The sequence below is a fragment of the Nostoc sp. genome (genome assembly GCF_036917355.1).
Taxonomy (GTDB): Bacteria; Cyanobacteriota; Cyanobacteriia; order Cyanobacteriales; family Nostocaceae; genus Nostoc.
The window spans coordinates 131,983-157,857 of the sequence record NZ_JBALDP010000092.1 but is presented as its reverse complement, the minus strand read 5'-3'; the positions used below and the strand labels follow the sequence as shown (position 1 = coordinate 157,857).

Genomic DNA, 25,875 nt, shown 5'->3' with positions numbered 1-25,875 from the left:
TCTGCGATTTCAATCTCAAAAGGACGGCTCATGAGTATTCAAATTTATCAAGTTTGCTTCCCTCTATTATATGCAGCTTCATATTAAATTGGTATCAGGAAATATAGATTAGGATTTAACACTTGACACAGAATCAAGAGTATGATTAATTTCTTCGGTAGAAACCAATATCATTGCTCTTAAATCTTCAGAGGGATTTGGTAAAAAACTACTAGGAAATCTATCTGCTAGAAGACTGATTTCCATAACTTGTTTTTTTGGATACATATTTCCTTTTATCTATTTAGTGCGTAAATTTTAGAGATAACAGTGTTTAGTAAGAGTAAAAGTTGGATATATTTGCCAAACCAAAATATCATAATCTTTGTTTAGGCATTAAACTCGCAACTCAAGGCTAAAAGTATGACTTTATCGATCGCACATTTAGGACCCCCCGGCACTTATGCAGAACAAGCAACTATTTTTTATGTCGACTGGTTGAGCAAAAGTAGGGGAATTGAAGCTAGATTATGTCCCTATCCCAGCATTTCTCAATCACTGCACGCTGTTGCGAATGGTCAAGCGCAGTTGGCTGTTGTGCCAGTGGAAAATTCAATTGAAGGGAGTGTTACTACAACACTGGATACACTTTGGCAGTTGGACAGTTTGCGAATTCAGTTGGCTTTGGTATTACCCATTGCCCATATGTTAATTTCTTGTGCGCCTAATTTAGATAGTATTAAAACTGTTTACTCTCACCCCCAAGCTTTGGCACAATGTCAGGGATGGTTAGAGCGGTTTCTGCCTACTGTACAGATTATTCCCAGCAATTCTACAACCGAAGCACTACAGCGATTGGAGCAAGAGACAACAACAGCAGCGATCGCTTCTAGCAGAGCGGCTCAACTCTACAAATTGCCGATACTTGCCAGTAACATCAATGACTATCCAGAAAACTTTACTCGTTTTTGGGTAGTAAGTCAGGGAGAAGTGGACGCTGGATATGAGACAACAAAAGCGGCTACTAGTCACACATCGCTGGCTTTTAGTATGCCTGCCAACACACCCGGAGCATTAGTCAAACCTTTGCAAATATTTGCTCAACTAGGGATTAACCTCAGTCGGATTGAATCTCGTCCGACGAAGCGATCGCTAGGAGAATACTTGTTTTTCATAGATTTAGAAGCGGATGCAAAGGAAGCACAAATGCAATCTGCTTTAGCAGAATTAACTACCCACACAGAGATTTTAAAAATTCTTGGCGCTTACAATGTTTTACCGATCGCCACCCTTACTTAAAAAGTTAGAAGTTATTTGTTAAGAGTTATCATTTAGGATTTACCAGTTATCAGCTAGGAAATATAAATTATAAGTTGTCGAGCTTTTATTTTTGTTTTTTCTTCCTAACTCCTCACCCTTAACTCCTAACTCCTCACTTTTCAGTAAACGTATCTTTGAGAACAGCGCGAGCTGCCAAGTGATTCCGAGTAGAAGTTAAAATTTCTGCTTCCCGCTCTAGACGAGTTACAGTATCCTGCATTTCTAGCAATAATTGCTGCTCTGCGGCGACGCCATAAAGGTTACTGGCTACCCAATAAGATAACTCTGTTGGTAGATCGGGCAAATCTTCTGGGAGCTCGATATTTTGTTCGGTTAATTTTGCTGATAGACGCACCACATCTCGCAGTAGTTGTTCTACTTCAGTTGATAAAGGTCGCAAATCTTTAGTCGGTGGTTGGTCTTCAATCCATTCAACTAAGCCAACGCGATATGGTTTTTCACGAACATACTCTAAGACACGAAATCTTTGCTGCCCCAAGGTCATCATCTTGATCCGATCGTCTGGCAGCCGTTGGTGATGAATGATTTCGGCACAGCAACCAGTGTTTGCAATTGTACCTTTGACTGGATCAAACATTAAAACACCGAACCTGCGATCGCTCTCCAAAATCGTATTCATCATGATTCGGTAGCGAAATTCAAAGATGTGCAGGGGTAATGGTCTGGTAGGAAACAGAACTACTTCGGGTAACGGGAACAGAGGTAGTTCGCGAACTGCAATTTTAGAAGATGATGTCATTGTTACTTTGGGATAAACTTAATCTTTAAAATTTCTTTTTCTCTGCTTTTCCCGTACTTTATCTACATTCTATCATTTGTTTCCTAGCTAAATAAAAGCCCTGAGATATATTTCTTCAGGGCTGTGTAAATATTCATACTAATGTCATTTGTCTTTTGTCCTTCGTCCTTTGTCATTTGCTAATGACAAATGACCAATGACTAAATTAAAGTTTGACTTCAATATCTACACCCGATGGTAGATCCAATTTCATCAGGGCATCAATAGTCTTAGAAGAGGGCTGGTAAATGTCAATAATCCGGCGATGAGTACGGGTTTCAAAGTGCTCCCGTGAGTCTTTATCTACGTGGGGCGATCGCAGCACACAATAGATCCGGCGTTTTGTTGGTAAAGGAATTGGGCCTATAGCTGTAGCGTTAGTGCGGTTAGCCGTGTCTACAATCTTCTCGCAAGATGTATCTAATAAACGCCTGTCAAAGGCTTGTAAGCGAATTCTAATCTTCTGCTGCTGTAGAGTTGCCATCTTTAATTTTCCAGGTTCTGCGTAATTAGGGGAGTATTTACAGGTTAACGGTTACAAGCTATCGGTTACAGAAAACTATTACCTGTCCCCTGTAACCTATTACCTTATTTATAAGAGGGAAGAGAAAGGAGCAGAGAGGCAAAATAAATACCATCTCTGCTCCTTTGTTATGAGCAAAAAGGTGCTTGCTACTTGATAATTTTGGAAACGACACCTGCACCAATGGTGCGACCACCTTCGCGAATAGCGAAGCGCATTCCTTGTTCAATCGCGATCGCGTTGATCAATTCTACTGTCATCTTGATGCGATCGCCTGGCATCACCATTTCTACTTCTTTGCCTTCATCGGAAGTGTAGGCTTTGATAGTACCAGTTACATCGGTTGTCCGCACGTAGAACTGGGGACGGTAGCCAGCGAAAAATGGAGTCTTACGACCACCTTCTTTTTCTGTTAAGACATACACCTCACCTTCAAATTCATTGTGAGGTTTAATCGAACCAGGTTTGGCGATGACCATACCTCGTTCAATATCAGCCTTCTGGATACCCCGGAGTAGTACCCCAGCGTTATCTCCAGCCATACCTTGGTCGAGACTCTTCTTGAACATCTCAATACCAGTTACGGTAGTAGCGCGAGTATCTCTGATACCCACTAGTTCAACGTTATCGCCAACTTTGACTACACCCCGCTCAATCCGACCGGTGGCGACAGTACCACGACCTGTAATTGAGAACACATCTTCTACAGCCATCAGGAAGGGTTTATCAACATCCCGCTCAGGAGTGGGAATGTAAGAATCTACAGCATCCATCAGTTCATAGATTTTGTCTACCCACGGATTTTCACCGCGTTTGGTCTTGGGATTCTTGGTCATTGCTTCCAGAGCTTGCAGACCAGAACCTTTGATAATAGGGATATCATCGCCAGGGAAATCATAGCTGCTTAACAGTTCTCTCAGTTCTAGTTCCACTAGTTCCAGGAGTTCTGGATCATCCATCAAGTCTTCTTTGTTCAAGAAGACAACCAGACTAGGAACACCAACCTGTTTTGCCAACAGAATGTGTTCGCGGGTTTGGGGCATAGGGCCATCGGTAGCAGCAACTACGAGGATACCTCCGTCCATTTGGGCAGCACCGGTGATCATGTTCTTCACATAGTCAGCGTGTCCTGGACAGTCTACGTGAGCATAGTGCCGACTTTCGGTTTCATACTCTACGTGAGCAGTATTGATGGTAATACCCCGTGCCTTTTCTTCTGGGGCATTATCAATTTGGTCGTAGCCCTTAGCTACAGCTTGACCAAGAGCTGCCAATGTCAGGGTGATGGCTGCTGTCAAGGTAGTTTTACCGTGGTCAACGTGGCCAACTGTACCGATATTAATGTGGGGTTTATTCCTTTCAAACTTTGCGCGTGCCATGAATACTCATTTCCTTATTTTAACTAAGCGTTCCCTTTGCTTTTTGCAATGATAGTTTCAGCTACGCTGCGAGGCACCTCTTCGTAGTGGCTGAACTCCATCGTGAAGATACCCCGACCTTGCGTTTTTGACCGGATATCAGTGGCGTAGCCAAACATGGTCGCCAGTGGAACTTTGGATGCGACCTTAGCAAGTCCCTGTTCGGTGCTTTGGCTTTCAATCTGCCCTCGGCGGGCGATGAGGTCGCCAATGACGTTCCCGATATAGTCTTCAGGAACTTCAACCTCAACTTTCATCATAGGCTCTAAGAGGACGGGTGAAGCTTTCAGCACAGCCTCTTTCATCGCCATTGAGCCAGCGATTTTGAAAGCCATTTCCGAAGAGTCCACATCGTGGTATGACCCATCAATTAGCGTTGCTTTAACGTCAATCAATGGATATCCAGCTAGAACACCGGATTCGCAGCTTTCTTTCATTCCTTGTTCTGCGGGGCCAACGTACTCTTTAGGTACTGAACCACCGGCAATTTTGGAAACGAATTCAAAGCCAGTACCGGGGTCTCCAGGCTCCAAATTGATCACAACGTGACCGTATTGACCTTTACCACCACTTTGGCGGATGAATTTGCCCTCAACTTTGTTCACAGCTTTCCGAATTGTTTCTCGGTAAGCTACTTGTGGCGCACCTACATTCGCTTCCACCTTGAATTCTCGTAACATCCGGTCTACTAGAATTTCTAGGTGTAGCTCTCCCATCCCCGCGATCACGGTTTGGTTTGTTTCGGGATCGACGCGGACACGGAAGGTGGGGTCTTCTTCTGAGAGAGATTGCAGAGCCTTGGACAACTTGTCCATGTCGTTTTTGGTTTTGGGTTCAACCGCCACCGATATTACAGGCTCAGGAATGAATAGGGATTCCAGAATTACTGGCGATCCATCATCACAGAGCGTGTCACCTGTCAAGGTGTCTTTCAATCCCAAAGCTGCTCCCAAATCACCCGCTCGCAGTTCATCGACATCTTGCCGATCGTCTGCCTTCATTAGAACTAAGCGGGAAATCCGTTCTTTTTTATTCTTACTAGCGTTGAGAACGTAGCTGCCCTTTTTCAGGACACCAGAATAAACACGAACAAATGTCAGGCGACCGTAAGGGTCAGCCATAATCTTGAATGCCAAAGCTGCTAGGGGTTCGTTGTCATCAGCCCGCCGCTCAACAGTATCGCCATTGGGCAGTAAGCCTTGAATTGGCGGTACTTCACTTGGCGCTGGCAGGTAATCTACAACGGCATCCAGCATCAACTGCACGCCTTTGTTTTTGAATGCTGAACCGCAAAGTACTGGTACAATTGTCCCCGCAATTGCGCCTTTACGCAGGGCAGTCCTAACTTCCTGTTCTGTAAGTTCTTCGCCGTCGAAGTACTTAGTCATCAGAGCATCATCGGTTTCCGCCGCGGCTTCTATTAGTTTGGTGCGGAATTCGTCTACCTGCGCTTGCAATTCTTCCGGGATATCAGTTTCCTGAATATCAGTTCCTTGGTCATTAGCGTAAATATACGCACGTTGCCGTACTAGGTCAACGATACCTCGGAAGTCGTTTTCACTACCAATTGGTAGTTGAATGGCGATCGCATTCGCCCGCAGGCGATCGCGGATTTGCTCGTGAACTTTATAAAAGTTCGCTCCGGTGCGATCCATCTTGTTGATAAAGGCTATCCGAGGAACTTTGTAGCGTTCTGCTTGCCGCCACACTGTCTCAGACTGCGGTTGCACGCCGCCCACAGAACAAAATACTGCGATTACACCATCTAACACGCGCATGGAACGCTCAACTTCAATTGTGAAGTCTACGTGACCCGGAGTATCGATAATGTTAATTTGATGATCTTTCCAACTGGTACTGATAGCAGCGGCAGTAATGGTAATTCCCCGTTCCCGCTCCTGCTCCATCCAGTCTGTGACGGCAGTTCCTTCATGAACTTCGCCAATTTTATGAATTATCCCAGAGTAAAATAATATTCTCTCTGTTGTTGTTGTTTTGCCCGCATCTATATGCGCCGCAATACCAATGTTGCGTACTTTCTCTAGCGGGATCGTGCGTGCCACAGCTACCTCCTATAGTTTTTGCCTCATGATATCTTGTATATTACTCTTTGTTAAGATTCTATACTTTTACGGAAAACCGTCTTTTTTTGTAAATCTACGATATACCGCTTTGGCAAGGCGATATATCGCTTTTTTACTTAGTAACGATAATGTGCGAATGCTTTGTTAGCTTCCGCCATCCGGTGTGTTTCTTCGCGTTTGCGAATGGCATTGCCAGTTTCGTTGGCAGCATCCATTAACTCATTTGCCAATTTGCTGGCCATTGTCCGGCCTGGTCTTGACCGGGAATATTGCACTAACCAACGCAGTGCTAAAGTAGTGCCCCGTTCTGTACGCACTTCCATTGGTACTTGGTAGGTTGCTCCACCAACTCGCCGAGCCTTTACTTCTACTAAAGGCGTGGCATTTCGCACTGCTCTTTCAAAGGTTTCTAAGGCACCAGCACCAGTGCGTTCTTCAATAGTTTTTAATGCATCATAAACAATGCGTGCGGCAAGTGATTTTTTGCCATGACGCATGATCCGTCTGATAATCATGCTCACAAGGCGACTGTTATATACGGAGTCAGACGGAACTGGGCGCCTTTGAATAACACCACGACGAGACATACTTCACCTTTAATTCGGAATTGGCAACGAAATTATATGCTATCAGACACCGGAAACTAAAAGTGGTAGAACCCAACCCTCAGACTTCCTCTATTTTTTTTCGACCGTTGTAGCAAGGCTGACTTATTTACTGCCAATTCTTGATTTTTGATTTTTGATTTTGGATTAAAAGTTTTCGGTATATATTCCGATCGCAAGGATCTGAACAAATCAAAAGTCTGTAAGCCTAATTCCCTTGTGGGTTCGACCAATCCAAAATACGCTCAATAACTCGCTAACGCTACGCTATCGCAAATCTAAAATCAAGAATTGTTTGACTTACTACCTGCAACTGAATACTCAAGGCGACAAGATTATAAACTTTAATGTTCAGATGAGGAATTCGCTGTGGGTTACAGCATTTTCCTCCTCAGAACTTCTACACTTGCTCGCTTAGTGTAGATGTAGCTTGCTTGATTTTTTGAAACAGACTTTAGCAGCTTTCATCACTACTGTTAGAACAAAGACGGCGCTCCTTCTTTTACCCTTGGGCGTTTTTAAGGTAGACGATTAATCGTATTGGATGCGATTAATCGCCTAATCCTATTTTTTCGCTTCTTTAGGACGCTTGGTTCCATACTTGGAACGGCCTTGCTTGCGGTCTTTGACTCCGGCTGTATCTAGGGTGCCACGGATAATGTGGTATCTCACGCCTGGTAGATCCTTAACCCGACCGCCACGAATCATCACAACTGAGTGTTCTTGTAAGTTGTGACCAATGCCTGGAATGTAAGCTGTGACTTCAAATCCAGAAGTAAGTCTGACTCTTGCTACTTTGCGTAGGGCTGAGTTAGGCTTTTTTGGTGTGGTCGTGTAGACTCTGGTACAAACTCCCCGACGTTGGGGACATTGTTTCAGAGCCGGGGACTTGGTTTTCTGACGCGCTTGTTCGCGCTCATTTCGTATTAGCTGCTGTATTGTTGGCATGAGTTACAGCGCGTAAAGCTGCTTATGGTCTAAGTTTTAACAAATCCTGATTATATCTTTTTTTACGGCTTTATGTCAATTTCTATTTTTTCTTAGCGATCAAACATCTGTTTTTTGACTAATTGTTCAATCACTAAGGACTCAAGGAAAAGGAATTGCCACAGCCACAGGTAGCGATCGCTTGGGGATTGTGGAAGCGAAAGCCACCACCCATTAAGTCTTCTGAATAATCAACTCTCAAACCGTTGAGGTAATTTAAGCTTGCGGCATCTATGACCACTTGAATCTCATCCAAGTCGAAAACCTGGTCGTCTACTTTTATTGCTTCATCGAAGGACATATCATAAAAGAACCCGGAACAACCACCTGGTTTTACTGCCAATCGAAACAAGACATTTGGCTGCTTGGACTTTATTCGTCCAATCTCACTTACGGCTGCTTGACTCAGATGAATCATGGAACTCGTTTTTTGCAATTGAATACCCCATCTTCCATTTTACAGATAGGTTGACCCTTGCTTGTGCAAAATTCCAAATTACCCAAGGTATGAGCGCGATCGCTATTACTACATTTATAACACTAACATGCTTCAGCCCCCACCTTAACTAGGTAGGGACTTCTGGGGTGTAGTAGTTCGTTTACAAAGACGGTTTACACAAAAATGTATTCAGCTTTGGGATTAGAGCTTTAATAGCGTTCTTTTGGTTTTAATCTTTGGTACGGGCATAGTCATCTTGGTAGCGGATAATATCATCTTCTCCCAAGTATTCGCCATTTTGGACTTCAATCAATACTAAGGGGATCACGCCAGGATTCTCTAAACGATGAGATGTACATTGGGGTACATAAGTTGACTCATTATTGCTCAGTAATACTTCTTTCTCGCCACAAACTACTCTAGCTGTACCAGAGACGACAATCCAATGTTCGCTGCGGTGATGGTGCATTTGTAGACTGAGGCGGTGTCCAGGCTTAACTTCGATGCGCTTAATTTTGTATCCGCGCCCTTCTTCTAAAACTGTAAAAGCACCCCAAGGACGTAATTCAGTTGCAGCAACGCCCCTGGAAGTTATGGTTGGAGGGAGGTGTAGAGTTTCAGTCTGTGTAGTTTCTTGATATCGAGCCATAGTTACCTCATTTGAAGACATAACAAACCGTTGGTACTCTTAATTATTGATAAAAAATCTGGCGCTATCTTGCAACCTTGAAAATCAGCAGTTTTGTCGCACTTTGATAAACATAGCAAAATCAAACCTTATGGTGTAAACCATCACTACTAAAATTCTGATGTCTACACCAAGTCTTCATCAAGCAAAATGACGGCTTGTTCTAAACTTTAAAAAGTGGCTAGGATTGGGGATTGAGTTTTTTCCCTATTCCTTCATTTTCGTGGTTGCAAGAAAATACCAATTCCGTTATGAACACGAGCAGCGGTACTGGGCGATCGGTCGAGTAGTTGCCCTCCTAAATAAAGGCTGGTAGAACTACCGCCATCCAAATTTAAAGCATCCACACAGCCCATCTGTTGCATCAATTGAGCATGTTCTGCCAAATTAGGCCCATAACCGCCAACACGATTATGTGTGGCAGTAATCATCAATGTGCCTGTTGGTGTTGTGCAAATACCACTACGAATAGCCTTTTCGGCAATAAAGGCATTGCTGAATTTTTCGCCTTTGGCATCAAGGACAATTTGACGATTTTGGACTAATAGCGGCCCAGCACCGATAATGTAGGGATAACGACTAAAATCAGCTGGAGTAGTGGTGCTGGAAAGACTTACTGCGCTTCCAATAGGTAGCTGGGAAGCAGCAGTAGTAGCGTTAGCGCGTAAAGTTAGCAGGTAGCCATCCTGGGGAATCGGAACCGCTCTCGCACCAACTTTGCCGCCTGGTAACTGATTAGTAATTTGGTCTTTTTCTACCACTAAGATAATTTCGTTATCTGTTAGGGGTGTGTAAGTTGATCCCCAAGCTGAGGTGTAACGAGCAATGCCACTCTGGACGTAGCCGCTGTTGAGAAACAAAATTGGTAGGCGCTGGTCATTTGCTGCAATTAAAGTTTCTTCTAAGGTGAGACGACCAAAGTAAAATTGGCCTGAATTATTCCAAGCGATCGCACCTCGGTTAAGAATCGGGCCTGATAACCACTGACTATCCCGACGAATCGCACCCAATGGCAATCTATTATTACGGTTAAAATAACCACCATTAATTCCAGCTACAGCTAAGTAACGTTGTGCTGTTTGAATTATGGGAGCAGTACCCGCAAGCCCATCAGGACTAGCCCACATAGGTTTTAAGGTTAGCCCAAATTTGCGAGGATTAACTTCTAACCAGACTATAGGAAAACGCTCTGTGCCTAAGTTGACATAATGCTGTCGCCAACGCAATCCTGGGGCCCAAGCAATATCTCGTTCTTCTAGAGGATCGGGTCGAATATTGATAATCAGGCGATTGGGGTTATCTACAGTACTAACTTGAGGTGATAAACCAAAGGGAACGCTCAGACTAATAATCGTTTGGTTTTTCACCACCTCCACTTTTTGAATCAGTGGTTCAGGGGTTGGAGCTGGTGCTATTGGTATTGGTTGTGTTGGTGTAACTGGTAACAATTGTTTGAGCAAGTTTGGCAGCAATGTTGGTGGTGCTGTCGGTGCTACTGGTGGCTGGGGGGTATAGCGTTCTATCAAAACGGGATCGGCGATTCCATCAAGAGTAATTGTCCACTCTCGATTTGGTGGTGCAGTGGGTTTGGAAGTTGGCGTGTCTGGATCAGAGGATGGAGTTTGGGGTTTTGCGATCGCTGACCCTTGTGCAACTTGCCAGGGAGTGGGACGATCTAAATCGACAAGAATCCGAGTCTGTTGCAAAGGGGTACTCGCTTCTGGAGGTTCCTGACTCTGAACAATATTTGTGATTTGTGTTTTTGGGGTAGCAATCACCAAAGTGTTGCCATTAGCTTGAATTTGCCAGCCAGATGTTTGAGCAAAATTAGTGATATCCAGATAGCGATATGCTCCTAGTAGCCTGGTGGCTAATACCAGTGGCTTTGTCACCGATGAAAACCACTGTATTGGTTGCTTCGCTGAATTACTACTGTTTAAGAAATTTACTCCAATTAATTGCCTAAATGCCCCATCACTGATGTTGGTTGTCACCTGGCCAGATTTTCCAGGCCGCTGTAACCAAGTTCCTGGTACAGTACGACCATTGAGGGAAATTTGATTACCAGAGGATGCTACACCTGCTAAAGGAGGTACTGGTGACTGGGAGATTAACCTGGATATAAATTTGGTCGTTTTCGGGGACTCCTGGGCGTTGGTAGCACAAGTAGTCGTTAAGCACAGTACGGTTAAAAGTATTGGTGACACAGTAGCCCGGAAGAATCTGCGATCGCCCTTGGCCTTTGCAGAGCCATCGCTAATCTCTGATTGGCAACAATTCGGCATTTTTACCATATTTTACTAGATACTTTGGAAAACTATTACCCAAGGTCTAAACTAACCAATTATTTGGAAATATAAAGGAAACATGACTTTATTTTTGAATAAATATGGTAATCTATATATTGGCTACTTATCTCTTTTAGAAACACATTAATTTATTTAGACGCTAAAGCCACTGCAATCAAGTTTTTTAACTCCCACTAATTCTAACCACACTATATACGGTAGTTTTGGTTATCAAAATTGGATTAAGATATTTAATCCTAGCTGAAGGTTGCTACTGTTATTACTTCAGTAATGTCTAGTTAATAGTAATACATGCGGCAAGTGGTAAGCGGCAAAATTCTAGACAACAACAATATTTGGGAATTGTCAAATGGGTATATATTGTAATACGCTGATTTTATTGCTGGATCGGGATAACCAAATAATTACTAATTCGTAATTCGTAATTCGTAATTAAAAGGGTACACCACATCAGACTCAATTTTTAATTCAATGCTTAACAAGACAATGGAGGGTAGAACCCCTCATTGATTGCAACCACGAATTAAGGTAGCGTAGCGTAAAGCCTTTAGCATAGCTTCTCTAAAAAACGCAAGGCGAGTGGTTAGAGTGAGTTCTTGATCGTCACGATCAATTACGAATTATCTGGGCTTTGGCTTTAAATATAGTGCAGCGTTCAGTTTTAGTTTTGTTTCAGGTGAGCCGAAATAGGCTCCATAAGTAGCTAGCGTGCATCTGGAAAAAGAAATTGAAAAAATACTTAGCTTCAAAATATAAAAAAGAAACTGTCAGGGCAAAAATGATGTCTTGGCGGAGGTAATTTGTCTAACACCGCATAAATACATAAAAAATACGCAAATATTTTAACACGGGTTGACTAACAAAGTAAAACCGAAGTTAAAATTTTTTTTCCCTAAATTTCGGTGCTTATATATTTTTCCATCGCTGAATTTAGAAATTTTTTCCCACAATGTAGTGGCAAAATTGGTAACTCAATACTTCAGGAACAGGGTATGAATAATAAACCGATGAATCAAGACCAGAAAATCACAGCGGATATCAACTCAAGAGATACCTATCAGGGGCAAAAGTGGTTAGTAGAGGAACGAGATGCCTGTGGTGTCGGTTTTATTGCTCATCGCCAAAATCATACCAGCCACGAAATTGTCGAAAAAGCCTTAGCTGCTTTAGCCTGCTTAGAACATCGAGGAGGTTGTAGCGCCGATCGCGACTCTGGTGATGGTGCTGGAGTATTGACAGCAATCCCTTGGGAGTTGTTCCAACAAGACTTTGCCCAAAGGGGGAAGGAATTTCCATCTAGCAATAATATAGCTGTGGGAATGATATTTCTACCACAAGACCAGCAAGCTGCACAACAAGCGAGGGTGACTGTCGAGCAAGTAGCTGCTGAAGAGAAATTAATTGTATTGGGTTGGCGAGTTGTGCCAGTGCAATCTGATTTGCTGGGGGTACAAGCAAGAGAAAATCAACCCCAGATTGAACAAGTTTTGTTAGCTTCCGTTGACAAAAGCGGTGATGAATTAGAACGGCAGTTGTACATTACCCGCCGCCGCATTAGTAAAGCTGCAACTAACATCTCAGAAGAATTTTATATCTGTTCGTTGTCAAGTCGCACAATTGTCTACAAGGGTATGGTGCGTTCCGCTGTCTTGGGCAGCTTTTATGACGATTTAAAAAATCCAGCTTACAAAAGCGCCTTTGCTGTTTATCACCGCCGCTTTAGTACCAATACCATGCCCAAGTGGCCCCTAGCCCAACCGATGCGGCTTTTGGGTCACAATGGCGAAATCAATACCTTATTGGGTAACATCAACTGGATGATGGCGCGAGAAGCTAGCCTGAATCATCCTGTATGGGGCGATCGCATCCAGGAACTCAAGCCATTAGTTCATATTGATAACAGCGACTCAGCTACCCTAGACAACGTAGTGGAATTACTGGTTTGCTCTGGACGCAGCCCCCTGGAAGCTTTAATGATTATGGTTCCAGAGGCTTACCAAAATCAGCCTTCTTTACGTGAATCTCCCGAAATTGTTGACTTCTACGAATATTACAGTGGTTTGCAAGAAGCTTGGGACGGGCCAGCACTTTTAGTATTCAGCGATGGCAAAAAGGTTGGTGCAACTCTAGATCGTAATGGTTTAAGACCAGCTCGTTACGCGATTACCAAAGATGATTACATTGTTGTAGCTTCGGAAGCAGGGGTGGTGGATTTCCCAGAAGCCGATATTGTCGAGAAAGGTAGACTCGGCCCTGGGCAAATGATTGCCGTGGATTTAGAAAATCATGAAGTGCTGAAGAATTGGGATATAAAGGGGCGCATTGCCAAGCAGCACCCTTATGGAGAATGGCTGCAACAGCACCGTCAAGAATTAAAGTCATTGGTCATTGGTCATTCGTCATTAGCAAATGGCAATGGCAAAGGACAAATGACAAATGACTCAGGACAATTGACTATTGACAAGCAAACCTTACTTCAGCGTCAAACTGCTTTTGGCTACACCACAGAAGATGTAGAAATGGTGATTCATCCAATGGCGATCGCCGGTTCAGAACCGACTTTCTGCATGGGTGATGATATTCCCTTAGCGGTGCTGTCACAAAAGCCCCACCTGCTTTATGACTATTTCAAACAGCGCTTTGCTCAGGTGACGAACCCAGCGATCGATCCCCTGCGGGAAAAGCTAGTAATGTCTCTGAAAGTTGAATTAGGTGAAAGGGGTAACTTATTAGAACCTAAGCCAGAATATGCTCGGAGATTGAAACTCGAATCACCAGTGTTAACTGATAGTGAATTAGAGGCAATTAAGCTGTCAGGATTTGCTACGGCTGAGTTGTCAACCCTATTTGCGATCGCTAGCGGCCCAGAAGGACTGAAAGCCGCAGTGCAATCTTTACAAGCACAAGCAGCTGAATCAGTCCGAGCAGGTGCAAAGATTTTAATATTAAGCGATCGCGATCGGGTCAATGACAGTATCAACACAGAATATACCTACATTCCTCCCCTACTAGCAGTGGGTGCAGTGCATCACCATCTGATTCGTGAGGGGTTGCGAATGAAAACATCCCTGATTGTGAATACTGCTCAATGTTGGAGTACCCATCACTTTGCTTGTCTGATTGGCTATGGTGCTGGTGCAGTTTGCCCGTACATGGCTTTAGATACGGTGCGTGATTGGTGGTCCGATCCCAAAACTCAAAAGTTAATGGGTGTGCAAAAAATTCCCACCCTCACCCTAGAACAAGCTTTAGGAAACTATCGCAAAGCAGTAGAGTCAGGTTTGCTGAAAATTCTCTCCAAAATGGGAATTTCTCTGCTTTCCAGCTATCAAGCAGCCCAAATCTTTGAAGCTATTGGCATCGGTGGAGATTTAATCGACCTGGGATTCCGTGGGACGACTTCCCGCATCGGTGGTTTGAGTGTTACCGAACTTGCTGATGAAGTGCTTTCCTTCCACGTCAAAGCTTTCCCAGAACTAACGACCAAGAAGTTAGAAAACTTGGGTTTTGTGCAGTACCGTCCTGGCGGCGAGTACCACATGAATAGCCCCGAAATGGTTAAGGCACTGCATAAGGCTCTAGATGGCAAAAACTACGACCACTACGAAGTTTACAAAAAGCACCTCCAAGGCAGACCAGTAACAGCCTTGCGAGATTTACTAGACTTTCAAGGCGATCGCACCCCAGTTCCTCTAGAAGAAGTGGAATCGGTATATGAAATAGTCAAACGCTTCTGCACCGGTGGCATGTCTTTAGGCGCTTTGTCAAGAGAAGCCCACGAAACTTTAGCGATCGCCATGAACCGCATTGGCGGTAAATCAAATTCTGGAGAAGGCGGCGAAGATCCAGTCCGCTACACAGTTTTAGATGATGTAGACGAGTTTGGTCACTCGCCAACCCTACCTCATTTAAAAGGATTGCGAAATGGCGATCGAGCTTATAGTGCCATTAAGCAAGTGGCATCGGGACGCTTTGGTGTCACCCCAGAGTACCTAGTCAACGCCAAACAAATTGAAATCAAAATTGCCCAAGGTGCAAAGCCTGGGGAAGGTGGACAACTGCCAGGGCCCAAGGTGAGCCAATACATTGCGATGTTAAGGCGCTCCAAGCCAGGTGTGACGCTGATATCGCCACCACCGCACCACGATATTTATTCGATTGAAGACCTAGCACAACTGATTTTTGATCTGCACCAAATTAACCCCAAGGCAAAGGTGTCGGTAAAGCTAGTTTCAGAAGTTGGCATTGGCACGATCGCGGCTGGTGTAGCTAAGGCAAACGCTGATATTATCCAGATTTCTGGTCATGATGGTGGTACAGGTGCATCGCCACTCAGTTCGATTAAACATGCTGGTTCACCGTGGGAACTGGGTTTAAGCGAAGTGCATCGCGTCTTGATGGAAAATGGCTTGCGCGATCGCGTGATTTTACGCGTAGATGGCGGACTCAAGAGTGGTTGGGATGTGGTAATAGGTGCATTGATGGGCGGTGAAGAATTCGGTTTCGGCTCCATTGCCATGATTGCTGAAGGCTGTATCATGGCGCGGATCTGCCATACAAATAATTGCCCCGTGGGTGTCGCCTCTCAGAAAGAAGAACTCCGCAAGCGGTTTACGGGAATACCGGAACAAGTTGTTAACTTCTTCTACTTCATTGCCGAAGAAGTGCGCAGTTTGTTAGCCCGACTTGGCTACCGTTCTTTGTCAGAAATTGTTGGACGTGCAGATTTATTAAAACTGCGCCCAGAGGTAAATCTCACCAAAACGCGATCGCTAAATCTCGACTGTTTACTTCAGCTACCAAATAGCAGAGACAATCGTAGCTGGTTGGTGCATGAAGAAGTTCACAGCAACGGCGTAGTTTTAGATGACAAGTTCCTTGCCGATCCTGACATTCAGGCTGCTATTAGGGATCAGTCTACTGTCACCAAGACTTACCCAATTATCAATACTGACAGAACAGTGGGCACAAGATTAGCGGGTGCGATCGCTTCTCAATACGGTGACAGTGGCTTTGAAGGACAAATTAATCTCAACTTTACAGGTAGTGTTGGGCAAAGCTTTGGTGCTTTCAACCTCCCAGGCATAATTCTGAGCCTAAAAGGAGAAGCAAACGACTACGTAGGTAAAGGGATGCATGGTGGTGAAATCATCATCAAACCTCCAGCTGATGCTACCTATAATGCATCACAAAACGTGATAGTTGGCAATACCTGCCTTTATGGTGCTACTGGTGGCATATTATTTGCCAATGGTCTAGCAGGAGAACGCTTTGCTGTGAGAAACTCCAAAGGCATCGCAGTGATTGAAGGCGCTGGGGATCACTGCTGTGAATACATGACAGGTGGTGTGATTGTCGTCCTTGGCAAAGTAGGACGTAACGTAGCTGCTGGAATGACTGGTGGACTCGCATACTTCTTGGATGAAGACGACTCATTTCGTGAGTTAGTCAACCCAGAAATTGTCAAAATTCAGCGGGTGATTACCGAAGTAGGTGCAAAGCAACTGCAAGAATTAATCCAAACTCATGCAGAACGCACTGGTTCACCAAAGGCGAAGAAAATTCTGCAAAACTGGCAAGAATTTTTGCCGAAATTCTGGCAGTTAGTTCCGCCTTCTGAAGCTGATAGTCCAGAAGCCAATCCTGAAAAAACAACTGAGTTCAGTTTAGTCAGCAGTCATTAAGAGACTTCCAACAAATAAATTCAATCTTGTGAGGCAGGCCAGAAGGCCTGCCTTTTAATAAAACAAGGTTTTCAGCGGCAAAAAACTTTCGTAATAGTTATGTAATAACTATCAATACAGGATAAATATTTGGGCAATCGTTCTTTGAAGAAAAATTTTTGGTTCACAGCTAGAGTGCCCTTAATTATCAGTCTCTAACCGAACGCAAAAATAACCATGTTAACCAAAAAAGATAATTTTAGTATTTAGCCAATTACTATTGACTAATGACTAATTATTTATAATTAATAATTATTACTTTTTGTTAGCAAGCAACTTTTGGTCTGTATCTTCGAGTTCTAAAAGTTCTGGAATAGTCACAAAGCGATAGCCTTGCTTTTTAAAATTGTTAATAATTTCTGGTAAAGCTTGCACAGTTCTAGAACGATTACCACCACCATCATGCATTAGCACAATGCCACCAGGTTTAGAATCTTTAATCACGTTATCGATCAACTTTGGTACAGTTGGTAACTTGTAGTCTGTGGAATCAGCCGACCACATCACCACAGCATACTTTTGTCCTTTAGCATAACCAGCTAATCCATTGTGTAGCATACCACCAGGCGGTCGAAACAGATTTGTTTTGACACCTGTAACTTGATAAATTAAGTCTGTTGTGCGCTCAATTTCAAAAGCAGCTGCTTGTTGATTAAAGAAGTGATACCAGTGATGCCAAGTATGGTTGGCAATGACGTGACCTTGAGCGACAATCTGCTTTCCTAACTCTGGATAATTTTTTAGGTTCTGCCCGACTACAAAAAACGTCCCTTTGATATTATTTGATTTCAGAATACTTAGAACTTGCTCTGTAGTCTGAGGCCAGGGGCCATCATCAAAGGTGAGAGCAATCACTTTCTCACCCTGAGTAAGCTTTGCATCCTTAATGATTTCCCCTTGAAAACGTGATGGTATGGGGTAGGCTAGACCCTTTGTTTGTGCTTCTTGCTGCCAACTTGTAAGCATCGCCGCCTTTAATTTCTCAATACGCTGCTGAGTTCCTACGTTTGCAGATACATCCTTGATATTTATACTTGGTCTACTCTGAGCATCCGAAGCATTTGGTCTTAGAAGCATCATAAAAGCAAGACTAAAAACACCGCCTAAAGCAAGTAGCGCAATTAATATTCCTTCTGGCCACAGAAACGACTTATTATTTTCCACCTCAACGCTCCTTCAAAGATCGAACCATCACCACGGTTATGACGGTACGTTATAGCACATTTTTATTAGATATTTAGATACCAGTTACTTTCTGGTAATCATGAAAATTTGGATTGGTACTAACGGGAATTCAGAATTGATAAGACAGACTATATTGCTTTAACTGAAATCTATATGCTCTAGATTTGGACAGCGTTGAATATACAATACTTGCTACTGTTTAATTTCAACCCAGTCATAAAAGTTAAGCTTTGCGCTTCCACATTCTTACCACTAGCTCTAAGAAGGAGAGGAACACAATCAAATAATTAACCACACCCCAAAATCCTCTTAAATAGGAGTTCTGAATTAGTTGCTGTTTTTCGCTTCACCGCTAAGGCAGCATTATCCTTTCAAGTTTTATAGCTTTTCAAATAAGATGAACTTAGTTGTCATACCTACAATTTGCACTTTTAGCAGACTGAAGTTTTTTTAGTCAGACTTTCTTACTGTGAAACTGTATAGTTTACAACTTAAGTGAATTGTTTGATTAACATACAAAATTACTTAAAAGGGTGGGGTTTCTTGAAAATAAGAGTCTGGTAAACTATTAGTTCTATCTTGATAAGATATATTTTACTGCCTGTTGCCATTATTTCTTTTTTAAGAAAAAGTTAAATTTTCAACTGACAGAATGTTACCTTGTACTTTCTATGAAATAGACCAGACGAAAATTGATTCAATATAGTTTCTTATTGCCAAGGGCCATTTATTCTTTCAATCTAGTCACCTTTGAGTTATTCAAGAAAAATAATTCTATCAGCAGCTTACTTCGATTTCGGATGCTGATACTTTAGCTCAAATTGCTAGTAGCTTTCTGTCTGTGAATGTTTTTCTAGATAATTAAGTATGTTTATATCTTAATTAATAGTACAGTTTAATATGCACTGTCACCGTGTAATTACGGAAATTAATTTCGCAGATGTAGGTAAGTGATTAAAATCACAATGGAATAGAATTTATCCATTGAAGCAATAAAGTCTATATTTCATCTCTGAAAGTAGTATTTTTTACTAAAAACGCTGTTTTTAACCAGATTTATGCATTTATAAATACATTTAAATTTTGGCTAGATTTATGTAATATCACTTAATGATATAGACCAAAATATATTTTCTTGCAACTCAACCTCCAGCAAGACTGTCCTCTGACTTTTTCAGTAAAGTGAGGTAGATACTGTCAAACATGAGGTAGACTATTTTGCAACTCTATGACCAATTTTCTGTTTAAAGAAAGAACCTAGTGGTTGTATCGCTCTAGCAGTATGTAACTAGCTTCTTTTGCAGGAAGAAAGAAAACTTACAATTTTCTCATAACTTGCCTTATAATTACAGCAATTAGAATTTTTTATTTTTAATTATCTATTTAGCAATCCTAATTATTAGCTTATATTACCTTAGATAAGTCATAGTTTCTTTACAGTACTTTTGCTTATCTTTAGCAAATGGATAAGTGTATTATTTAATGTCTGTATAGGTTGACCCGAAACCCTGTTTTCCTATTAATATAACTTTTGAGTCAAAATAATCAAGGTATTTGTCTCACTTCTGAAACTGGCTAGAAACTTTTATGATTCCTCACGAAAGTGATGCAAAAAAAGAGCGTGCGTCGTTAAAAGTATGGCGTAGTTCGCAAGAAAATCTGATTTTAATTGCGATCGCACTGTGTTTGGCATTCTTAATCAGGACTTTTATTGCCGAACCTCGGTATATACCTTCTGACTCTATGTTACCCACCTTACATACTGGCGATCGCTTGGTAGTTGAAAAAATCTCCTACCATTTTCACCCTCCCATAACTGGGGATATTATTGTTTTTCAGCCACCCGCAGAACTACAACGTCGAGGATATCCCAAAGACCAAGCGTTTATCAAGCGAGTTATTGGCCAGCCTGGTGAGGTAATTAGTGTTGCTTCTGGCAAAGTCTACCTCAACGGTCAACCTTTGGCAGAAGACTACATCGCGGAACCTCCAAATCAGCCATACCAACCAGTAAAAGTCCCAGAAGACGAATTTTTCGTTATGGGAGATAATCGCAACGATAGTAATGACTCTCGCTATTGGGGCTTTTTACCTAGAAAAAATGTCATCGGTCGGGCAACGTTTCGCTTTTGGCCTCTCGATCGCATTGGGTTCATTTAATCAATTTTGGATTTTTATTTCAATCCAAAATTGCTAGAGTTAGGAGTTATTTTAAGACTTCTAACTTTTAACTTAAAACCTCAAATAATACATTATCTGGGCGATCGCATCACCAGTTAACTCCAGCCGTCGCTGGAAATCAGCCAGGTTACGGTAAGGACCGGCTGATTGCCGATTTTGCACCACTGTTTGCGCTAGAGACAAATCTATAAATGGAATTTGTGCTAATTTTTCAACGGTTGCTGTGTTCGGGTTAATTAAATGGATAGGATTTTCTAAAGATTCGTGGTCATAGTAAATAAAATTCAGCAGAGGCTTTAATGGCTCTAAGCGCGGCGCTGGTATACCCAAAGCCGCAGCGATATCTTCAATACAGTAAAATTTCACACCTGAATGTGAAAGTTCTACAAGCGATCGCGCTTGGTGAATTGACAAACCTGGCAGACGTAACCAATCATCTACAGTCGCTTGATTAGCATCAATGCGGATACCTAATTGAGCCGCTATCTGAATTTCTTCCCCAGATTGTAGGCGATAGTAGGGATCGTTGAGGAGCTTGGCGCGGAGTTTTTGCAGCCTGGAATTTAAAGGTAGCCAGTTATTCATGATTGTTGCTTACCTCAAGAAATCTGGTCTAGCAATTGGCGGCGCTTTTGTTCAAATTCATACTCTGAAATCAGTCCATCCTGGCGCAGAGCATCTAATTCCCGCATTGCGTCAGCGATCGCTCCTACCTGATTAATCGCTTTTTGTGAGTTTCTTGCCGCTGACTTGCCGAGATTAAAATTACGATCAAAAGCTTCTTCGTCTTGGGCTAAATACCAAACTCCCTCAATCGCACTAGCTACCTTGGGGATCGGTGTCCAAGAAAGCAACACATACAAAACACCCCACAGCGGCTGTCCCAGGTAGAATTTATGTAATCCTGAAATTGTCAGCGTGCCAGAAAAAGCTAAAACAGCGGCAACACTTCGACTTTTGCGCTTAGTCAACATATTTCTAATAAATATACGAATACCATAGTTCCTACAATAAGATAGCCAAAAGGCACAGAAACAATTAAAAATGTTCGTGTAGCGTCTCGTAGAGAAGAACGCATGGCTGCGGCTGCCCCTAAGCTTTAAGGAAAACAAATTGAATAAATTTCGCCATGTCGAGCATATACACCAAAACCATCAGCAAATTGAATTGCAGGCTCTCCATCGGTATGGAGTTTACCTCGATCGTCAAGCAGTAATTTTGTTGGACGATCGCAAATTATGTAATGTCTAGGCGATGGTAGAAACCACCAGCCACACTCACTACATACAGCTTGGTAAACATTCCATTGCTCTTGATCGTGTTGATAACTTAGTTCGTTGATACAAAAATCGAATAACCCAGCGTAACTTGCCCATTCTGAGTCAAGATCAATAAAGTTATCGTAAAAACGGTAATAAGCATTAGGAGTATCTTTCAACTCACTCCATAACCTTTCGGTAAGACAATTCCATAAAATTTTCCACAACTGTTTATGAATTGTCATACCTACTTCATCTACAAGATTTTTTGTTAAAACTTCCCAAAGCTCCTGATTAATTTGGGGATTCAATTCGATAGGAGATAAATACGTATGCAAATCAAACCATAAATCAGTTCTTACCTGACCCTCACCACGAAGAGTTTGTAAACTAGCTACTTCATTGATTACCTCATCATCAGTCAGACCGTTAAAGTTAGCTGTTGCAAGTATCAACTCAGCACTAAAGGCACCATAAGGACTCTCAAAAAAAATGACTTCAGGCATTGGGCCACCTTCAGGATACAAACTATATACTTCCTCAAGTACAGCTAATAGTTGCTTGCGGTCAATACGCTCTGTTGATAAGCTAATTGCTCTCCATTTTCGTTGATATGATGCAATCAACTCTTGTTGTTGAGGTGTCAATTTTGTAATCATTACTTGAATTTATGTTCTTTTATTTAGCTCGACTTTATCCAAATTAAGAACTCAGTTTTCTATATCCAGCAAAAACCCTGACTCATTTATGTTTCGCGGATGAGTCTATTTTAGTCAACTACCCTGTTTTGCCCTGCCGACTTTTGGGTGGTAAGCCCCACAATTTAATATTTAAATAAATTTGAGTAAGTTTCACATGACTGTGCATTGAGCTTTGATGTTAATTTTAAGTTTTTAACGGATCAGATTACTGCAATGTCACAGACCTTCCTACCGCCAGAATGGTTTAAACAGCTTTGTGATCCTTACGCTGTGCTAGGAATTTCTGTGAGTGCTGACGATCGCCAGATTTTTAAACGCTATCACACTTTAGCGAAACTGCTACATCCCGATCGCTATGCTAAAAGCTGCAATCCAGACCAAGAATTAGCAACAGCGATACTTAGCTATTTAATCAATCCAGCTTATGAACAACTCAAAAATCGACACAAGCGCTTGATTGCCATAGCCATGCTGCGATCGGACGCAAGAGTATTAAAGCAGCAAGCTTTGTGTGGGCAAAGTGCCATAGCTAAGGAAATTATAGAAATGTCTGCACCCCAAGCAGAACTATTTTACGAAGAAGCGATCGCCTCCTATGCAGAAGCTCAATACAAATCACTCCACCAGTTTTATCAAATTACACAACAAATTAGCATACTGAATTTAGTTTACTTACAGTTGCATAAACCTGACTTGTTTATACCGCAAAAAGCTGTTCGCATCACCCCTGAGATAGAAGTCAAGCCAGTTGAATTGACATTAAATGAAAAAACTAATGTCAAACCAGTTTTGACAAACTACGCTCAACGTCACTACCAGCGAGCTATTGAGTACGTCAGGCTAGCCAATTGGCCCCTAGCCGTACAAGAACTGCGAGATGCTATCAAGTTAGAGCCAAATAACAGCGACTATTATGCCTTATTAGGTTTAGTACATCTAAAACAGAAATTTATCGGCATGGCCAGGGTTTACATCCGTCAAGCATTAAAACTTAACCCGCAAGATTTACTCGCTCAGAAATACGCTACCAGGTTGAAAATTGAACCAGGTGAAAATACCAATCCTAAATCAATGGCTAAAGCTCTGAGTATCGCGGCTTTATTAAGTCGATTTAACAAGGGGAAACCTTCTCAAGTCAAGTGTTGAAATTTCGGTAACAAACCGTACCAAAACCGAAGCTTCGTGACTAGATTACTCCCCTAGACTAAAATAATAAATAGAAGTAAAACTATTAAGCTACTGAGCCTGGGTGCTCAGTTTAATATAAGCAATATGGGATTCTTCGATTCGGAAATAGTTCAGCAAGAAGCAAAACAGTTGTTTGAGGATTATCAAGCGCTGATCAAGCTTGGCAACAGCTACGGCAAATTTGACCGCGATGGCAAAAAGCTGTTTATTGAGCAAATGGAAACCATGATGGATCGGTACCGTATCTTTATGAAGCGCTTCGAGCTATCAGAAGATTTCATGGCACAAATGACAGTAGAACAACTGAAAACGCAATTAGGTCAGTTCGGTGTCACCCCGCAACAAATGTTTGACCAAATGCACCTCACTTTAGAACGGATGAAAGCCGAGCTAGAAAAACAGCCTTAGTCAATTTTAGATTTTGCGGAAAGTCAGATCGCCGGGAGTCGACGTTCCAACTTTCCAAGACAGATTTTGGATTCATTGGCCATCCAAAATTCAAAATCTAAAATTCAATTATTGTGACTTGGGACGAGAAAACTGGGAAGGGGGCTTGAAGTTTTCTACAGGTACGTTCTTAAGTGCCTTCTCCATAAAATCTTTCCAAATGGGAGCAACCATAACACCACCTGTGGCATGGTCAGCTAATTGTCTGTTGTCATCTCTTCCTACCCAGACAGCAGTTGTCAACTGTGGCACAGTACCAACAAACCAAATATCTTTTTCTGATGATGTTGTTCCGGTTTTCCCTGCGGCTGGGCGACCGAGAGCAGCACCTTTACCTGTACCTTCAGTGATTACCGATCGCATCACATCTAGAATTGCGGCTGATGCCCAAGGATCGAGGACTAGCTGTGGTTTAGGGGTGTTATCTAGCAACACGTTACCACTACTATCGGTGACACGGGCAATTACAGTTGGTGGAGATTGCCAGCCATAATTAGCAAAGGTAGCGTATGCACTAGCCATTTCCAGAGGGGTGACACCAATTGCACCAAGTGGTAAGGAAGTCACAGGTTCCATTGGACTCATAATGCCCAAGGTACGACACGTTTCTATGACTCTATTCATCCCCACAGCCTTACCAATCTTGATCACCGGAATGTTGCGCGATTGGGCTAAAGCTCTGCGGATTGGCATAGCTCCACTAAAACCGCCATCATAATTTCTGGGAAAGTACCAACCGTTACCATCTCGATAGCTAACTGGAGAATCTACTACTGTTGAGTCTGGCCCATATTTACCAGTAGCAAAAGCAGTATAGTATACAAACGGTTTAAAAGAAGATCCGGGCTGGCGCTGAGATTGAGTTGCACGATTAAATTCACTGGTCTTAGGATCTATACCACCCACCAGTGCTTTGATAAAATGTGTGCGCGGATCGATTGCCACTAGGGCCATTTGATTCTTAGATAATCCTTGTCCCAGAAGTGTTTTATGCCACTTAACGACAGTTTCCTCAGCCATGATTTGGAAGTTGGCGTCAACTGTAGTTTGCACCCGCATTCCGCCTTTGAGTAGTGTCTCACGCCCAAACTTTTTAGCCAACTCCTGCGCTACGGTATTGGTTACATAAGGTAAAGCACTACCTTGAAAGGATTTAATTCTGCCAAGTTTGATTTCTTGCTTGAGGGCATTGTCGTATTCTGACTGGTTGATCCAGTTCAATTCCAGCATCCGTCCTAGCACTTCTTTTTGTTTCTGTTTTGCCAGCTTCATGCTCACAAACGGGCTGAATTCTTCTGGTGCTTGGATCAAACCCGCCATCATTGCTGACTCACCCAAGCTTAAATATTCTGATGATTTATTAAAGTAACTGCGGGCTGCCGTTTGTACACCATAATTGTTATGACCCCAATAAACTTGATTGAGGTACATTTCTAATATTTGGTCTTTAGTGAGAATTTGCTCTAACCGAATTGCTAGCACCCCCTCCGCTAACTTCCGGGTAAAGGCGCGCTTACGAGACAAAAATAAGTTTTTTACCAATTGCATAGTAACAGTAGAGCCACCCTCTTTAACTCCACCGGCTACAGCGTTAACTACTACAGCACGTCCAACACCAGTAGGGTTGATACCGTGGTGATCGTAGAAGTGGCTATCTTCACTTGCCAATACTGCCCGTTTTAAATTTGGGGAAATTCTATCTAAGGGTACGACTTCTCGGTTGGCTTCCCCGTGAATACTCGTTAAGAGTTTGCCCTTAACGTCATAAATGTAAGTCGTTTCTGAGGGAAAGAAGTTACGTAGCTGTCTCACATCTGGCAAATTACGGAAACTGATGGCTAAACCAACCAGTCCTCCGGCTACAATGGAACTTGCCAGCATGGTGATTGAGAGGAGAGTACCGCCAGTTACCTGACCGACTCCTTTCAAAAACTCAAAACCTGATGAAGCCCGACGCTGTGGCTGTTTATCTTCAAAAGTCCTAGACGACGACACGGCTATTTCACTTCCTCACTTGTAAATTTAACTGTAATTGATTGG

General features: G+C 42.6%; 19 protein-coding genes. 5 read left to right on the top strand and 14 right to left on the bottom strand.

Going from position 1 to position 25,875, the window contains the following annotated elements; genetic code table 11:
* Positions 1–402 precede the first annotated feature (402 nt).
* Positions 403–1,278 carry a prephenate dehydratase gene (gene pheA / locus V7K53_RS28730; protein ID WP_335200847.1) on the top strand — a complete coding sequence of 292 codons (876 nt, stop codon included), beginning with the start codon at positions 403–405 and terminating at the stop codon, positions 1,276–1,278.
* 133 nt (positions 1,279–1,411) lie between these two features.
* On the opposite strand, the gene V7K53_RS28725 is transcribed toward pheA, so the two are convergent.
* From V7K53_RS28725 to V7K53_RS28685, 9 genes are all read right to left on the bottom strand, one after another.
* Positions 1,412–2,059, bottom strand: a complete 648-nt coding sequence (locus V7K53_RS28725) for an LON peptidase substrate-binding domain-containing protein (RefSeq protein ID WP_335200846.1) — start codon at positions 2,057–2,059, stop codon at positions 1,412–1,414.
* A 205-nt stretch (positions 2,060–2,264) separates the two neighbouring features.
* Entirely contained in the window at positions 2,265–2,582 is a 318-nt protein-coding gene (gene rpsJ / locus V7K53_RS28720) for a 30S ribosomal protein S10 (protein WP_008232935.1), read from the bottom strand.
* 188 nt (positions 2,583–2,770) lie between these two features.
* Positions 2,771–4,000, bottom strand: a complete 1,230-nt coding sequence (gene tuf / locus V7K53_RS28715; RefSeq protein ID WP_118168986.1) for an elongation factor Tu — start codon at positions 3,998–4,000, stop codon at positions 2,771–2,773.
* 23 nt (positions 4,001–4,023) lie between these two features.
* Complete coding sequence (gene fusA, locus V7K53_RS28710) at positions 4,024–6,102, bottom strand: elongation factor G (RefSeq protein WP_335200845.1); 2,079 nt, start codon at positions 6,100–6,102, stop codon at positions 4,024–4,026.
* Positions 6,103–6,239: 137 nt separating this feature from the next.
* A complete protein-coding gene (gene rpsG / locus V7K53_RS28705) occupies positions 6,240–6,710 on the bottom strand; it encodes a 30S ribosomal protein S7 (RefSeq protein ID WP_069070112.1) in 471 nt (156 codons plus the stop codon).
* A gap of 582 nt (positions 6,711–7,292) precedes the next feature.
* Positions 7,293–7,676: a 30S ribosomal protein S12 gene (gene rpsL, locus V7K53_RS28700; protein WP_012410236.1), complete on the bottom strand. Its 384-nt coding sequence runs from the start codon at positions 7,674–7,676 to the stop codon at positions 7,293–7,295.
* Positions 7,677–7,809: 133 nt separating this feature from the next.
* On the bottom strand, positions 7,810–8,133 hold the full coding sequence (locus V7K53_RS28695) for a HesB/IscA family protein (RefSeq protein ID WP_292776392.1): 324 nt from the start codon (positions 8,131–8,133) through the stop codon (positions 7,810–7,812).
* A gap of 250 nt (positions 8,134–8,383) precedes the next feature.
* Positions 8,384–8,803 carry a cupin domain-containing protein gene (locus V7K53_RS28690; RefSeq protein ID WP_099099760.1) on the bottom strand — a complete coding sequence of 140 codons (420 nt, stop codon included), beginning with the start codon at positions 8,801–8,803 and terminating at the stop codon, positions 8,384–8,386.
* A gap of 254 nt (positions 8,804–9,057) precedes the next feature.
* On the bottom strand, positions 9,058–11,136 hold the full coding sequence (locus V7K53_RS28685; protein WP_335200844.1) for a phosphodiester glycosidase family protein: 2,079 nt from the start codon (positions 11,134–11,136) through the stop codon (positions 9,058–9,060).
* Positions 11,137–12,143: 1,007 nt separating this feature from the next.
* Between V7K53_RS28685 and V7K53_RS28680 the strand changes: the two genes are divergently transcribed.
* Positions 12,144–16,835, top strand: a complete 4,692-nt coding sequence (locus V7K53_RS28680; RefSeq protein WP_335200843.1) for a glutamate synthase-related protein — start codon at positions 12,144–12,146, stop codon at positions 16,833–16,835.
* Between the two features lie 294 nt (positions 16,836–17,129).
* Here V7K53_RS28680 and V7K53_RS28675 read toward each other — a convergent pair whose 3' ends face one another.
* A complete protein-coding gene (locus V7K53_RS28675) occupies positions 17,130–18,038 on the bottom strand; it encodes a polysaccharide deacetylase family protein (protein WP_335200842.1) in 909 nt (302 codons plus the stop codon).
* Between the two features lie 1,608 nt (positions 18,039–19,646).
* Here V7K53_RS28675 and lepB point away from each other — a divergent pair.
* Positions 19,647–20,219, top strand: a complete 573-nt coding sequence (lepB, locus tag V7K53_RS28670) for a signal peptidase I (RefSeq protein WP_334813911.1) — start codon at positions 19,647–19,649, stop codon at positions 20,217–20,219.
* 72 nt (positions 20,220–20,291) lie between these two features.
* Here lepB and V7K53_RS28665 read toward each other — a convergent pair whose 3' ends face one another.
* From V7K53_RS28665 to V7K53_RS28655, 3 genes are all read right to left on the bottom strand, one after another.
* Positions 20,292–20,825: a ComEA family DNA-binding protein gene (locus tag V7K53_RS28665; RefSeq protein ID WP_335200840.1), complete on the bottom strand. Its 534-nt coding sequence runs from the start codon at positions 20,823–20,825 to the stop codon at positions 20,292–20,294.
* Positions 20,826–20,839: 14 nt separating this feature from the next.
* Complete coding sequence (locus tag V7K53_RS28660; RefSeq protein WP_194042368.1) at positions 20,840–21,214, bottom strand: NINE protein; 375 nt, start codon at positions 21,212–21,214, stop codon at positions 20,840–20,842.
* Positions 21,215–21,339: 125 nt separating this feature from the next.
* Positions 21,340–22,158 (bottom strand): DUF6745 domain-containing protein, encoded by an 819-nt coding sequence (locus V7K53_RS28655; protein WP_335200839.1) that lies wholly within the window; start codon positions 22,156–22,158, stop codon positions 21,340–21,342.
* A 255-nt stretch (positions 22,159–22,413) separates the two neighbouring features.
* On the opposite strand from V7K53_RS28655, the gene V7K53_RS28650 reads away from it, so the two are divergent.
* Entirely contained in the window at positions 22,414–23,346 is a 933-nt protein-coding gene (locus tag V7K53_RS28650; protein ID WP_335200838.1) for a J domain-containing protein, read from the top strand.
* Positions 23,347–23,472: 126 nt separating this feature from the next.
* On the top strand, positions 23,473–23,796 hold the full coding sequence (locus V7K53_RS28645) for a DUF1825 family protein (RefSeq protein ID WP_094349476.1): 324 nt from the start codon (positions 23,473–23,475) through the stop codon (positions 23,794–23,796).
* Positions 23,797–23,904: 108 nt separating this feature from the next.
* Here V7K53_RS28645 and V7K53_RS28640 read toward each other — a convergent pair whose 3' ends face one another.
* Complete coding sequence (locus V7K53_RS28640) at positions 23,905–25,830, bottom strand: transglycosylase domain-containing protein (RefSeq protein WP_335200837.1); 1,926 nt, start codon at positions 25,828–25,830, stop codon at positions 23,905–23,907.
* Between the last annotated feature and the right edge of the window lie 45 nt (positions 25,831–25,875).

Bases quoted from the DNA above. Each gene is read 5' to 3' on its own strand.
- V7K53_RS28665 (WP_335200840.1), bottom strand. From the start codon at position 20,825: ATGAATAACTGGCTACCTTTAAATTCCAGGCTGCAAAAACTCCGCGCC.
- V7K53_RS28655 (WP_335200839.1), bottom strand. From the start codon at position 22,158: ATGATTACAAAATTGACACCTCAACAACAAGAGTTGATTGCATCATAT.
- rpsL (WP_012410236.1), bottom strand. From the start codon at position 7,676: ATGCCAACAATACAGCAGCTAATACGAAATGAGCGCGAACAAGCGCGT.
- V7K53_RS28685 (WP_335200844.1), bottom strand. From the start codon at position 11,136: ATGGTAAAAATGCCGAATTGTTGCCAATCAGAGATTAGCGATGGCTCT.
- V7K53_RS28690 (WP_099099760.1), bottom strand. From the start codon at position 8,803: ATGGCTCGATATCAAGAAACTACACAGACTGAAACTCTACACCTCCCT.
- lepB (WP_334813911.1), top strand. From the start codon at position 19,647: ATGATTCCTCACGAAAGTGATGCAAAAAAAGAGCGTGCGTCGTTAAAA.
- V7K53_RS28645 (WP_094349476.1), top strand. From the start codon at position 23,473: ATGGGATTCTTCGATTCGGAAATAGTTCAGCAAGAAGCAAAACAGTTG.
- V7K53_RS28725 (WP_335200846.1), bottom strand. From the start codon at position 2,059: ATGACATCATCTTCTAAAATTGCAGTTCGCGAACTACCTCTGTTCCCG.
- V7K53_RS28660 (WP_194042368.1), bottom strand. From the start codon at position 21,214: ATGTTGACTAAGCGCAAAAGTCGAAGTGTTGCCGCTGTTTTAGCTTTT.
- rpsJ (WP_008232935.1), bottom strand. From the start codon at position 2,582: ATGGCAACTCTACAGCAGCAGAAGATTAGAATTCGCTTACAAGCCTTT.
- pheA (WP_335200847.1), top strand. From the start codon at position 403: ATGACTTTATCGATCGCACATTTAGGACCCCCCGGCACTTATGCAGAA.
- rpsG (WP_069070112.1), bottom strand. From the start codon at position 6,710: ATGTCTCGTCGTGGTGTTATTCAAAGGCGCCCAGTTCCGTCTGACTCC.
- V7K53_RS28695 (WP_292776392.1), bottom strand. From the start codon at position 8,133: ATGATTCATCTGAGTCAAGCAGCCGTAAGTGAGATTGGACGAATAAAG.
- V7K53_RS28680 (WP_335200843.1), top strand. From the start codon at position 12,144: ATGAATAATAAACCGATGAATCAAGACCAGAAAATCACAGCGGATATC.
- V7K53_RS28650 (WP_335200838.1), top strand. From the start codon at position 22,414: ATGTCACAGACCTTCCTACCGCCAGAATGGTTTAAACAGCTTTGTGAT.
- tuf (WP_118168986.1), bottom strand. From the start codon at position 4,000: ATGGCACGCGCAAAGTTTGAAAGGAATAAACCCCACATTAATATCGGT.